Source organism: Candidatus Omnitrophota bacterium (assembly GCA_028699255.1).
In the GTDB taxonomy this organism is placed as follows: Bacteria; Omnitrophota; Gorgyraeia; order 2-01-FULL-45-10; family 2-01-FULL-45-10; genus FEN-1322.
Window position 1 is genome coordinate 18,370 of the sequence record JAQVUX010000007.1, and the last position, 12,988, is coordinate 31,357.

General features: G+C 48.2%; 15 protein-coding genes. All 15 read right to left on the minus strand.

The window, feature by feature from the left end; translation table 11 throughout:
• Nucleotides 1–110: 110 nt before the first annotated feature.
• The 15 genes from PHS46_06335 to PHS46_06405 all read right to left on the minus strand — a co-directional run bounded on the left by PHS46_06335 (nucleotide 111) and on the right by PHS46_06405 (nucleotide 12,988).
• The gene (locus PHS46_06335) at nucleotides 111–452 is read right to left on the minus strand and encodes a P-II family nitrogen regulator (protein ID MDD3906126.1); all 342 of its coding nucleotides are present in this window, start codon (nucleotides 450–452) and stop codon (nucleotides 111–113) included.
• Between the two features lie 11 nt (nucleotides 453–463).
• Nucleotides 464–1,699, minus strand: a complete 1,236-nt coding sequence (locus PHS46_06340; GenBank protein MDD3906127.1) for an ammonium transporter — start codon at nucleotides 1,697–1,699, stop codon at nucleotides 464–466.
• 121 nt (nucleotides 1,700–1,820) lie between these two features.
• Complete coding sequence (locus tag PHS46_06345; protein ID MDD3906128.1) at nucleotides 1,821–2,342, minus strand: sigma-70 family RNA polymerase sigma factor; 522 nt, start codon at nucleotides 2,340–2,342, stop codon at nucleotides 1,821–1,823.
• A 179-nt stretch (nucleotides 2,343–2,521) separates the two neighbouring features.
• Nucleotides 2,522–3,292, minus strand: a complete 771-nt coding sequence (uppP, locus tag PHS46_06350) for an undecaprenyl-diphosphatase UppP (GenBank protein ID MDD3906129.1) — start codon at nucleotides 3,290–3,292, stop codon at nucleotides 2,522–2,524.
• 8 nt (nucleotides 3,293–3,300) lie between these two features.
• Nucleotides 3,301–4,059 carry a zinc transporter ZupT gene (gene zupT, locus PHS46_06355; protein ID MDD3906130.1) on the minus strand — a complete coding sequence of 253 codons (759 nt, stop codon included), beginning with the start codon at nucleotides 4,057–4,059 and terminating at the stop codon, nucleotides 3,301–3,303.
• Complete coding sequence (locus PHS46_06360) at nucleotides 4,056–6,338, minus strand: rhamnan synthesis F family protein (protein MDD3906131.1); 2,283 nt, start codon at nucleotides 6,336–6,338, stop codon at nucleotides 4,056–4,058. Before PHS46_06360 ends, zupT begins: the two co-directional genes overlap by 4 nt.
• Nucleotides 6,335–7,654 (minus strand): hexokinase, encoded by a 1,320-nt coding sequence (locus PHS46_06365; protein MDD3906132.1) that lies wholly within the window; start codon nucleotides 7,652–7,654, stop codon nucleotides 6,335–6,337. Before PHS46_06365 ends, PHS46_06360 begins: the two co-directional genes overlap by 4 nt.
• A gap of 18 nt (nucleotides 7,655–7,672) precedes the next feature.
• Nucleotides 7,673–8,149, minus strand: a complete 477-nt coding sequence (gene greA, locus PHS46_06370; protein MDD3906133.1) for a transcription elongation factor GreA — start codon at nucleotides 8,147–8,149, stop codon at nucleotides 7,673–7,675.
• 63 nt (nucleotides 8,150–8,212) lie between these two features.
• Nucleotides 8,213–8,860 carry an RluA family pseudouridine synthase gene (locus tag PHS46_06375; GenBank protein ID MDD3906134.1) on the minus strand — a complete coding sequence of 216 codons (648 nt, stop codon included), beginning with the start codon at nucleotides 8,858–8,860 and terminating at the stop codon, nucleotides 8,213–8,215.
• An 8-nt stretch (nucleotides 8,861–8,868) separates the two neighbouring features.
• Nucleotides 8,869–9,723: an aminotransferase class IV gene (locus tag PHS46_06380; GenBank protein ID MDD3906135.1), complete on the minus strand. Its 855-nt coding sequence runs from the start codon at nucleotides 9,721–9,723 to the stop codon at nucleotides 8,869–8,871.
• Nucleotides 9,711–11,111 (minus strand): aminodeoxychorismate synthase component I, encoded by a 1,401-nt coding sequence (pabB, locus tag PHS46_06385; GenBank protein MDD3906136.1) that lies wholly within the window; start codon nucleotides 11,109–11,111, stop codon nucleotides 9,711–9,713. Before pabB ends, PHS46_06380 begins: the two co-directional genes overlap by 13 nt.
• On the minus strand, nucleotides 11,104–11,604 hold the full coding sequence (locus PHS46_06390) for a hydrogenase maturation protease (protein ID MDD3906137.1): 501 nt from the start codon (nucleotides 11,602–11,604) through the stop codon (nucleotides 11,104–11,106). The genes pabB and PHS46_06390 overlap by 8 nt, the downstream gene beginning before the upstream one ends.
• Nucleotides 11,591–12,211 (minus strand): 4Fe-4S dicluster domain-containing protein, encoded by a 621-nt coding sequence (locus tag PHS46_06395; GenBank protein MDD3906138.1) that lies wholly within the window; start codon nucleotides 12,209–12,211, stop codon nucleotides 11,591–11,593. The genes PHS46_06390 and PHS46_06395 overlap by 14 nt, the downstream gene beginning before the upstream one ends.
• Before the next feature lie 95 nt (nucleotides 12,212–12,306).
• Nucleotides 12,307–12,618, minus strand: a complete 312-nt coding sequence (mnhG, locus tag PHS46_06400; GenBank protein MDD3906139.1) for a monovalent cation/H(+) antiporter subunit G — start codon at nucleotides 12,616–12,618, stop codon at nucleotides 12,307–12,309.
• 10 nt (nucleotides 12,619–12,628) lie between these two features.
• Entirely contained in the window at nucleotides 12,629–12,988 is a 360-nt protein-coding gene (locus PHS46_06405; protein MDD3906140.1) for a cation:proton antiporter, read from the minus strand.

Here is a 12,988-nt window from a genome sequence, read left to right on the forward strand (position 1 = left end):
GGGCGCTTTAAGCCGTTCCGGCCTTAAAACGTCCTTGTTTTAATATGCCCCTACAATACACATATATAAGTAAAAAAACACCTGTCCTGGTAACCAAAATTTTAAAAATATTATCCGATGGCCTCGGGGCCTTTCTCTCCCGTCCGTATTCTGAAGCATTCTTCCAGATTTACTACAAATATTTTACCGTCGCCGATATTGCCGGTCCTGGCGCCTTTTTTTATCGCATCTATGGCAGGTTTGACATAACTATCATTAACCGCTATCTCGAGCCTGATCTTTTTAAGCAGATTCCCCGTCTCTTTTCTACCGCGGTATACTTCCGTGCGCCCTTTCTGCCGGCCACAGCCAAGAACATTAGCCACTGTTTTAAGATATATCTCTTTACTATCCAACTCCTGCAAAACATCTTCGATTTTATGCGGTTGGATTATCGCTATTATAAGTTTCATGCTTCTCCTCCTTAATCTAAGAGCGTATAAGCGCTCTCTTCGTGCTGTGTTATATCCAGGCCGACCACCTCATCGTCATCGCTAACCCTTAAACCTATAACGGCATCCAGTACTTTCAGCAAAACAAAAGTAACCGCTATCGAGTACACCATGGTAGCCGCCACTCCTATGAATTGCACGCCCAACTGCCCGGGATTCCCGAAAAATAGCCCATTGTTGCCGGCCGGGTTTATAACTTTTTGCGCCAGAAGGCCGGCCATGAGAGCGCCGACTGTACCGCCGACGCCATGGACTCCGAAAGCATCCAGGGAATCGTCGTAAGCGAACTTCAATTTAACCACCGCGACAGCCATATAGCACACCGCCGCTACGGCTATTCCTATAATAAGCGCCGACAGAGGCGAGACAAAACCAGCCGCGGGCGTTACCGCCACGAGCCCGGCAACCGCGCCGGTCGCGCCGCCCAGCATAGTGGGTTTTCCCACCAGCTTCCACTCTATTCCCATCCATGTAAGCGCCGCGGCGGCGGCGGCCGTATTCGTAGCTATGAACGCCCATACCGCAAGCTCGTTTGCGCCAAGCGCGCTACCTGCGTTAAATCCGAACCAGCCGAACCACAGTAATGACGCGCCGAGAATTACGAGCGGCAGGTTATGCGGCGGCATGGGTTCGCGGCCGTATCCTCTGCGCTTGCCGAGAACTAGCGCGCACACAAGCGCCGATATGCCGGAAGAGACGTGTACAACCGTGCCGCCGGCAAAATCCAGGGCACCCATATTCCTGAGCCATCCGCCGGCGCCCCATACCCAGTGGCATACCGGATCGTAGACGAACGTCGCCCATAATAAGGTAAAGATGACGTATGCGGAGAACTTCATCCTTTCCGCGAACGCACCGGTTATAAGAGCCGGCGTGATAACGGCAAACATCATCTGATAGACCATGAAAAGCAGGTGAGGAATAGTGGCCGCGTAATCAGGGTTCGGTGCCATGCCCACGCCTTTTAAGCAGAACCAGGCGAGGCTTCCTATAAAATGCCCCTTATCTGGGCCGAACGCCAGACTATACCCCCACAATATCCATTGGACGCTTATGAGGCACAACACAAAAAATGACTGCATCATGGTGGCGAGCACGTTTTTCCTTCTCACCAGTCCACCGTAGAAAAACGCCAGGCCCGGCGCCGTCATCATCATGACAAGCGCTGTAGATATCAACACCCAAACCGTATCTCCGGAATTGATCATAATCTCTCCATTTTTATTTTGACGCTAAAGTATTTTTACAATATCCGTAAAAACAAAAAAGCGTCTTTTAGCACGCTAATGCGTTAAAAGACGCCTTCGTCTTATGTAACAAGTAAAAAATCTATCCCTTTGGTAACCTCGAAATCCTTTTATGCCATTTTCTTATTATCGCCTTTTTATGCTTCAACACCATGACATGCGATATCCCCATCAGGCCGGCGGCTTCCCGGACAGTATATCCTTTCAGAAGATACGACAGAACTGATCTTTCCTTGTCGGTCAATCGCATGGACTTTATCTCGTCGATAGATATCCTGTCCTCCGTGCCGGAATCAGAACCTTTACTCTTGTCCGCGAGGATATCGCCCAGGGTCAGCCCATCGGCATTTATCAATTCATCGATGCTCGAGAATGCTACTTTGGGCCTGCCTTTTCTTAAAAAGTTCTGTATGTGAAATTCGCACCCCTTGATAACATACGACTCATTTATGCCGATCGGCAGGCCATACCCATAGTGTTGCCACAGATAGATACACATCTCCTGATACAGGTCCTGCTCGTCATAGAAACCCGTGAGCAGATGCTTGCGCGCGATAAACTTAAGCGCCGGCGTTATCTTTTCCAGTAATATCTTAAAATCCATGGTTCATCACCGCCATTCTAAAAACAAAAAGTCCTTACCGGCGCTTGACTATGCGCCAATAAGGACATCTTTATCCCCTAAATGAGGAGCAAATAAAAAAGGCGTTCTTGCGAACGCCTCATTGCTTCTATGTAGTAAACGCTACTTTGTGTTTACAATATAAGTATACCATAAAAAAACTATTTGTCAATAAGTAAAAACGCGAGCGCCAACAATATGCGATATATGCCGAAAGGTATAAAGCTGTGGTTTCTGATAAAGACAAGTAGTAATTTGACAGCCATAAGCGCTACGACAAACGATGTAACAAATCCGGCCAGCAATAGCATGAATTGATCTTGAGTAAAAGCTCCGGCATTCTTGTATAGATCGAGCGCTGTTGCGGCGAGCATTGTAGGGACGGCTAAAAGAAAAGAGAACTCCACAATCGTCTTCCTATCAAGCCCCAACGACAGCCCACCTATGATAGTCGCCGCCGAACGCGAAACGCCCGGTATCATGGCGATTGACTGAAATAATCCTATGAAGAAGGCTTGTTTATAAGAGATGGCGCCGATATTGCCGTCTGACTCCGGCTTTTCGTGATGCAATAGTTCGAATACGATTAGGACTATACCGCCTATCAATAATGACCAGACGACGACTGAGCTATTTCCCAATAAATACCGCTTGACCAGTTTATAAAAAACCAGTCCCAATACCATGGTCGGGATAAACGCAGTGGCCAATTTCTTTATCAATTTCACATCCGTCAATAACGGCTTTATATATAAGAAGATGACGGAGGCTATCGCCCCTAATTGTATGGCTATCTCGAAGCTTTTCACAAAATCCGATTGGGGTATTTTTAGAAGTTGCGCCATCAGTATCAAATGTCCCGTAGAGGATATGGGCAGGAATTCCGATATGCCTTCCACAACACCGAAAATGACAGCATCAAATATTGTCATCTATCCCTCTACATTAAAATAAGGCTCAGCGCCATAACGGCCATGCCTATGATTACTCCGAAAATAGATATATGATAACCTTCACTCTGACAGGATAGCGGCAAAAGTTCATCGAAACTTATGAAAACCATTATACCGGCAACAAACGCAAGCGTGAAAGAAAGCACCGCCGGCGTAAGAAAAGGCATGAGAATAAATATCGCCACAACAGCCCCGGCGGGTTCGGCGAACCCGGCAAGAAAAGAATACCAGAATGCTTTTTTCTTGCTTTTTGTAGCATAAAATATCGGCATCGCGACGGCTATGCCTTCGGGTATATTGTGCAAAGCTATCGCGATAGCCAGCGCCACGCCCAGCTTTATGTTTACCAGGGCGCTCATAAATACCGCGAGCCCCTCCGGAAAATTATGTATGCCTATGCCTATCGCGGTAAATATTCCCGCGGCCATAAGCTTTTTGTCGTGGCCGGGCGATTTTATCTTTTCCGCTATATATTCATGAGGAACAAAAAAATCCAAAAGCATTACAAAAACGATGCCGCCGAAGAAAGCGATATTGGCTTTGAGGGGGCCAATGTTTACGATAGATGACGGCAACATTTCTACGAACGAAACATATATCATTACCCCGCCTGACAATCCGAGGGCAAATTGAAGATAGCTTCTCTTGAAGTCCTTGATAAAAAAAGTTATTAAAGCACCGACCACCGTAAAGATGCCTGCCAAAAAACTCAATAGTAGAGGTAGCCAGATATTAGGATTTATCATATATGATTCGCCAGATGGTTATATTTCTTTGTAAATCTCATGTCGCCGCATGGCACAGTCCATTCGGCATCCTTATAATATACAAAATCTTTGAATAATTTGGAAGTTATTCCATAGCCGGCCTCTATTACCTTCCAACTGAATCCTATCTCTCCGGCGGAGATTATATCAAGCTTTTCCGATAATGCCGGGACCGTCTCGGCGAGGGAATCACCGAATACGCGAGACATCACATTCATGCTCGTATATATAAAGAAGCTCTGCACGTGCGGCTTAAATTCTTTCTTCTCCAGATGGGTTGTATGAGAATTAAGCGATATACCGCATAATCCTATATTTTTCGGTTTGTCATGGAATAAATCCGAGTACTGCGACAACCAATGATCGTCGGATGGGCCGATGGCGCTTGAATTCATAAAAATTATATCGTTGGAATATCCTGTGGCTTTCAAATACCGGTAGCCGGCATCATACGCGCCGAAATCGAATCCTGAATTATCCCTGAATATAATATCAAGGATAAACGGATATTTCCTGCGCAGAGAACTATATAAAAGCTTTTTTTCCTTCATCTCGGGGCCGCCGGACGAATTTATAACCAGGATAACTTTGAAATCGGCGCCGGCCTTAAAACGCGACATATTTTCGAGAAGGCATCCAATGCCGCACCAAAATTTCCGGCGGAATATCGCTTTCCTGCGCCGCAAGGGATAATCGATGAAATCATTGAGCACTATCCTGACGCTTGGGCGGGCCATATCGTCGCGAGCGGGCCTGGTAATAAAAAATACTATGGCCGCGGCCCATACGAAGAATGCCGCCAGGGCGGCGCCTGCGGGCAAGACGATCCCTGACTTTACTTTATGCGCCATAACAACAGGGTTTCTGTAAACATAGGCTATTTCGGTCTCGGCGATCTTCTCAAGGCCGAGCCGCCTTACGAGAATTTGGTGCTCAGGGTCGATGACTCCCTCCGGATTTTTTATCCAAATAGTGAGCGCGGCGGAGGCGGCCGGATCGGATTCGGGCATTATGGGCCGAACCTCATTAAGCATCGCCGACGAAGATACCCTCCCGGAGAAGACGTAAAATATACCTGCAACGTAATTATAATTGCAGTAGATGATCTCGTCGGGGCGCGTCGTCGCCTTTATGATAGCCGTCAGTTCTTCCATATGCTTCTTCATGTAAATGGAAGACTCGAGAGCTGTTGCATTTTTAGGATCAGCCGCTGAAAATTGACAAAACGCGGAGCCGATATCCGGGGGATAGAATGTGGCGAGATAAAATATTACCCACGGAAGCAGTGCGCCATAAATCGCCGGGGATACCGCGCGGCGCCTTAAAAAAGCGGTGATAGCAGAATACGCTTCGTCGAACCCCAGCCCGGCAAGAAATATTAACGGCAAAAGCCCTTCCCCGCAGAAAAACCGGAAAGAATAGTCCTTGAGCATGGGCAACATCCCGATAAACATCGCCATATAAAAAAGATAGCGACCACGGCGTTTCAGAACGAAGAGCACGCCTAAAATCGTGAAGGCGTAGAGCCAAAGGTTCATTTCAAAATAACGGTTTATGTAATTATTAACGGTAAGGAAATAACTCCTGTTCAAAGCCATGTGTATCAGCCACGGGCTTCCTAAAATTATTCCTCCCGCTATTATGGGCAGAATAGTTTTAACCTCTCCCCTTCGCAACATGGCATAAATTACGAGGGTAAGAACCGCCATCCACGGTATCGCGCCGTGAGTATAAAACATAAGCCCTAAAAGCAGGACGCCAGATAATATCTTTCTTGTTTCGATCGCATAAAAGAGCAGGATAAAAAATATCAGAGCGATCGCCGAAGGTACGGCAGAGATGGAATTTAAAAAAAACGTATACGGCAAGGAGGCCGCGAGAACGGTAAAAAATGCCAGCCGGTCGTTGAAACGCCGCCTGACAACCCACAATATAACGGCAAGCAGTAACGGATATATAGCGGCAGAGACAAATCTCATGACAAAGAGCGCGCCTAAACCCGTATTATCGAGAGCCAATAGTATAACGTGAAAAAATGGAGGGTAAAGCTGTGGGCGGCCGATCGGCGCGTACTCCCAGAAGTCATGCAAAGCTATTCCGCCGGCTTCTTTAAAACCCGTCATGCATGCGGCGTGGTAATAGATATCGAGGAATACCGGCAGGGACTGCCATCTTATAATAAGGAGAGCGCTAAAAAGCGCTATTATGCCGAGCGCTCCCCAATGCCATCCGGAAATACTCTTTAGGCGATTCTTCATTTTTTCGCAGTTATCGCGGCAGTTATCGCGGCGCCTTTGCCGGAACCGTCTTTAGCAAGAACCGGCCTGATGAGCGATGCCTTAACACCAAATATCTCATCTAACGCCTTTCGCATATTTGCGGCGAACGTAGGATGTTTCTCGAATACGGAACCGTCGATTGCTATAGTATGGGCGTTCTCAAGCTGTGGATCCATCCTGGTAACGATAGCCGCTATGCAGGCGGCGCTTATCCGCGCGGCGCGGCATGAAACGATCCCGCATATATCTTTAAAAAGACCTCTGTCTTCTTTGGACGACTGCGAACATCCGAGTTTTTTCAGGATATCGCCTACCCCGTCGAGACCACGCGTCACGTCCGCTTCGACATCCGACATATATTCCGTTCCAAATCCGCCCTTTGTAAATAATCCCGGCATGGAGACGCAGGCGAATTCCTTCTTCGATGACATATCACTCAACACCATCCGCGCGACTTCTCCAAGATACATCCCGGAAACCATCTTCTCCAATATCTGCTGACCGGGATTGTCCGAAGCCTCATCGAGTTGCCTGTCGTATGAAGTGGAAATGAGCTTATCGAAATTACCCCATTCGATATTAATTATCATCCGCCCTTTTTTGCCGGATAAGGCAGGCCATTTTTTTATACGCGTCAACTCTTCCGGATAACATGCGTTTGTACCGGTTCCTATTATCACCCCCGCGTCGCAATCAGGGTCTTCGTAACTTTTGGCTATCAGAGTGCCGACGGTATCGTTTACCAGGGCGGAGATTTTTACGTTATCTATCCGCTTCCTCGCGAACGCTTCGTTCATCAACTTCACGACATCATTACCTACCACACCGGTCGTCTCGAATCCTTTTGTCCAGCACATCAGTATGCCGCTCGAGATCCCCGTCTGTCGTATCGGAAATGAGAAGGTAAAGCCGAGATTCAGGCGGTCTTTTCCGGTTAGATTATTTTTTTCCAGGAAAGCGCCGACGCTGTCGGCTATGAAATCGAAGAATATTTCCGCGGTGCCCGTTATCTGTTTCTTCTCGAGCGCAAACTTCATTATCACAGGTTCCAGCGCTTTGCGGCCGCCTTTAAGCGTAAGCTTCAGCACCCGGAAGTTCGTCCCGCCGAGATCGAGCGCGATGAAATCGCCTTTCTCGCCGCCTGTGGGCATGCCGACATATGTGGGGATCATTTTAAGCGAGCTCTCTTCTCCGGCAAGCCCCTTATCCATATCGAGATGGAACGCCTCCACAACCTTCCATATCATAGGAACCGGCAGGTCGAATATTCTACCGATCTCTTCGCGCATCGCCATATCCCGCACCCCCTGATACTACCGGCTTATATTAAGTATCTTATATTTCAACACACCCCTCGGCACCTGTATCTCGACCGAATCGCCTTTTTTATGGTTCAATAGGCCGGTACCTACCGGCGACTGGAGCGATATTTTGTTCTGGGCGTAATCCGCCTCTTCTTCGGATACTATCGTATATTCGAGTTCCTCGCCGGAATCGATATCTTTCAATTTTACGGTCGCCCCTACCAGAACCTCGTCGGAGGACATTTGTGAATTGTCGATTATTTGCGCGCTCGCAAGCTTCGTCTCGAGTTCGGCGATCTTCTTCTCGTTCATCCCTTGAGCGTCTTTTGCCGAATCATACTCGGCGTTTTCACTTATGTCACCGTGAGCCCGCGCCTCGCCTATCGCGCGCGAAAGCTCCCTGCGCTTCGTCGTTTTCAGATACTCAAGTTCTTTCCTCAGTTTCTCATAACCTTCCGGCGTAAGATGCGTACTACCCCTTGTCATAACTACCCCTATCTGGCCAACCGCGCAGGCTGACCGGTAATTTTATTCGGATAACCTACACGGTTATCCCGTAATCAACTCTTCCATGTCATGCGGTAAAGGCGCTTCGAACTCCATAGACTTCCCGCTGATAGGATGTTTAAACGCAATCCTTGCGGCGTGGAGGGCAACTCTACCGAACCTTAATTTAAAATCTTTCCTGAAAGCATAAACACTTTCGCCCACTATAGGATGGCTTATCCGGGCTAAGTGTATGCGTATCTGGTTTGTCCTGCCGGTAACCGGCTCCACCTCGAGAATGCTAAAATCCGCACTGCGTCGTAACGTCCTGTATTTCGTTACCGCCGTATCGTGCCGCTTCTTATTCCTATTATATATGCCGCTTTCTATCGTGTCGAAATCTTTCGGGATCCTGCCCTGGACGATCGCTATGTAGCGCTTCGATACTTTCCTCTCCTTAAATTGTTCCATCAAAGATTGCCGGGCGGACTTTCCTTTGGAATATACGATTATGCCTGAGGTTTCGCGATCGAGCCGGTGGCATGGATAAGCGTTCGCTTCGATGCCGCGCGAGTCGAGCTCTTTATTTAAAAGAGCAGTGAGCGTATTCGTCTCTTTTTTCGGCGTCGGGATTACGAGAAGTCCGGACGCTTTGTCGCAAACAATCAGCCATTCATCTTCGTAAATGATGCGGTAGCGTTTATCGCCCATAGGTTTAATTATACCATTTTGCGGTAATCAGCGTGAAGCAGTTTTGTAACCGCTCCCGGATGGCCTGTGCCTATAACAGCGTGGCCTATCTTTACAACTGGAATCATCTCCGCCAAAGAATTAGTTAAAAATACCTCATCGGCATGCATCAGCATATCACGCGTCACCGCGCATTCGGCGGTTTTTATTCCCAATTTGCCGGCCATTTCGATAACGACGCCGCGCGTTATCCCCGGGAGTATGCCGCTACCGGTCGATGGCGTCATCAAACGGTCTTTCTTTAAAATAAAGATGTTGCTCGTAGCCGCTTCGGCGACATGCCCCTTCAAATTAACAAGTATCGCTTCGTCAAAACCTTTTTTTTGCGCGGCAGATCTTGCCATTATATGTTCCAGGAAATTCAAACTCTTTATCCCGGATAGCGGGGAGCTTTCATTAATCGCGATATCCGATACGCAGGCACTTATGCCTCCGGAATAAAACGACTCCGTATATCCGTTAAATCGTTTCATTGTAATAATAACATTCGGCCGCGTCGCGAGCGGCTCTTCCGCAAGCGTAAAAGACCCTTCGCCGCGCGTTACGATAATTCTAATCGAGGAGTTCTTCATCTGTCCGGAAGAAAGCCCCCCTTGCATAACTCCGGCGATATCTTTTCTGCGATACGGGATCTTTATTCCGATACTATCTGCGGAATCGTATAACCTTTTAAGATGGTCGGCCTCTTTGAATATCCTGCCGGAATATGAGCGCAGGGTCTCGAAAATACCGTCGCCGTAAAGAAATCCGCGATCCGATATGGATATTGCGGCGTTCTTCGTATTCACAAATCTGCCGTTTTGCCAGGTTTTCACAGTTGCCACACTGCCTCCTTACCGAATTTGCGCCCCGGGGTGCAAATCCCAAGCGCCTTCATTATTCCCGCGGCCTTATCGATCGTCTCGGCATATTCCGCTTCCGGATCCGAATCCGCAACTATTCCTCCACCCACAGAAAAATATACCCGCTTACCTTTTGCGATAAGAGTTCTTATCACAACCGACGTATCCATATTCCCGTCGAACGATATATAACCTACAGCGCCTGTATATACAGAGCGTTTCACGCCCTCGAGTTCCTCGATTATCTCCATCGCCCTCACCTTCGGCGCGCCGGTTATTGAACCTCCCGGGAAAGAGGCCATAAGACAGTCGATGGGGGTAGCATCCTTCTTAAGCCTTCCTGAAACGGTGGAGACCATGTGGATCACGTTGGAAAACTTCTCTATCGCCGCCGGACGGTTAAGTTTCACCGTACCGTAATCGCATATTCTGCCGAGGTCGTTACGCTCAAGATCCACTATCATTATGTGTTCGGCGTTGTCTTTTGCGCTCAAAGAAAGCTCGCGCGAAAGCGCCTCGTCGCCGTCTTTTGTAACGCCACGCGGGCGCGTGCCTTTAATGGGGCGCGTCTCGATATATCTGCCTTTTTTGAACAAAAATCTCTCCGGCGAAGAACTTAGTATAGCAACATCGCCAAATCCCAGGTACGCGGCAAATGGCGCCGGCGAAATAGTCCTAAGCCGCGAATACAGGCGCGAGGGCTTAATATCGATATCCGCTTCGAACCTCTGCGAAAGGTTGACCTGGTATATATCGCCTTTTTTTATGTACTTCTTTGCCTTCTTTATAACCTTAAAATAGCCGGGCTTCGAAAAATTCGATCTCAGTCGCGCCGCCGGCACATCCGAAAGATTATCTCGACGAGAGATACCGGTCGAGAGGATATTTTTAAATTCCGCCAAACGATTGCCGCCGGCTATATAAGTTTTATGCTTCAGATTATCATACACTATCGCGGTGTCATAGAAACCCATTATACAATCCGGTACCCCCAGGTCATCAACAGCGCTATCGCGAAGGTTTTCGACAAAACCTTTCATGTCGTACGAGAAATAACCGACGCCGCCTGAGGTGAACGGCAGAGCGCGCGGGAGGGCCTTACGCCCGTATTGTTTGAATATATCTTTTAAAACAGCGAAGGGATTTGCCGTGAATGTTTCATTTTTGCCGCCGGGACGCTCGAGAGTTATGGCCGCGCCTTTACTTTTAAATACAAGGAACGGGTCACACCCGAGGAATGAAAATCTGCCTTGCTTAGCGTCGGTGAGCGCGCTGTCTAAGAAAAAAACATATGGACGATCCTCAAGCAGATGGAATATTTCTATCGGGGAGATTTTCTTCCGTATCTTTTCGATGGCCGGATTAGCCATTAAGCGCTTCCGAAAAAGCGTCCGCGAGAAGGTTTAGCGAGCTTAAAACCTCTTCACTCAGAGGAGACCCCAGGGCGGCCGACTTTGGCTGGATGGAAACCACGAATATATTAAGATCCTCTTTACCCGTCCTCAATAAATCGGTAAAAAGCCTCGGGGAAGGATTGTGAGTCGAAAAACTGACGTTCACTATCTCGTCGAGAGAAAATACGTTTACACTGCCCGGGATCATTCCCATGTCGGCGGCATCTATTAATATTACCGTATCGCACAATGTGGTGAGTATCGGAAAAATATAATTTTCCGGGGCGGTACCACAATCGAATAAGTGAGCATTGATAGCGCGCGTTTTCAAAATTTCTATCAACCTGGGGCCCAGGCCGTCGTCGCCACGGATGATATTGCCTATGCCCACTATCGACGCTTTCCCTGAAATCTTAGATTTAATGGATTGGGAAAGTTCGGATCCGGACAGTCCGTTAGAACTTTTCAAGAGTGGCTTTCCTTCTGCATTTGGCGCACAATATCTTCACGCGATCGCTTCGTACAACATAGTCGCGCGCCGTTTGAATAACGCTTTCACCAAAGCCCATACCTTTTAACGATTCCAAAAACAGTGTCGGATTAGAGAATGCCAAAGGACCTAATTTGCCGGCCACCCACCGAAGATGCGCGCGCGTCGTTATTACCTCGCCGCACTCCTCGCAAAGCGCCAGCTCTTTCTCATCCGTCGCCGAGATCATCGACGCCCTGTCGAATCCGGCCAGATCGAAATCGGTAGTATGCCGGATACCGGGCGGATTATCGGCTTTTGTAGTACACAGCGCGCTACACTGCCCGCAATAATGGCACTCGTCCAGATGCAGTATCATCCTGCGCGTCGCCTTATCCTTTGTAATCACATCCTTGAACTCTATCGCTCTCATAGGGCACACTAGCGCGCACGCGGTACAGCCGATACACCCTTCGTCGGAATACTGTGGCCTGCCGCGGAAACGCTTCGCCGGCACATGCGGCGCATAAGGAAATTTCGACGTATACGGCCCGGCTATCAGAGCCGTTATAGCTTCTTTAAGTTCTCGTAATTTCGGTAATCTCATATGCTAAGCTTTACCATGTTGGAAGAATGCCTCAATAACCGTTCCAAGTTTGATCCTATCTATATTCATATTCATCGCGCCCTCCTCCGCCATAGCTACTCTCCGATAGTACCGGTATATTGATCAACGACCGTCTCTTTACATGGCTTGACGTCCGAACGGTAAGCGCCTCTTGCCAGGGCATGCGCCGAAACCGGAGCGGTCAAAAGAATGAACACCATACATAGGAGCGCCTTAATACCTGTAGCGGTAAATCCCCTGCATATAAAAAGGCCGAGTAATATTCCGCACGTCCCAAGGGTCACGCATTTAACGGATGCCTGTAGCCGCGTATAAACGTCCGGGAACCTGACGAGCCCCAGACAACCGAAGAAGTCTAAGATAAGCCCGATAACGACTAGTGCCATCCCTATATTCTCATTCATCGAAATCTTTCCCCTCCAGATATTTCGCAAGCGCCATTATGCCTATAAAACTTTGTAATGCCCATGCAAGAGCTATATCTATATACCAGTCCCTTCCCGTCGGTAAACTTAATATAGCGCAAAGCCCGACGATAAGTATCCCAAGCATATCTACGGCAACAGCCCTGTCAGGCGCAGTAGGCCCTCTCAATATTCTGAAAAGGCAGAGCAGGACGGATATGAGAAGCCAGAGGAACGCCCTGGCAAGAAAATTGGACTGCCACATGATCATGGACGAAACCGGCGCGAATAATACCGCCACCGCAATGACCGTTATCAATATAAGCCCGAGCGCCCAGTTAAGATTTTTCAT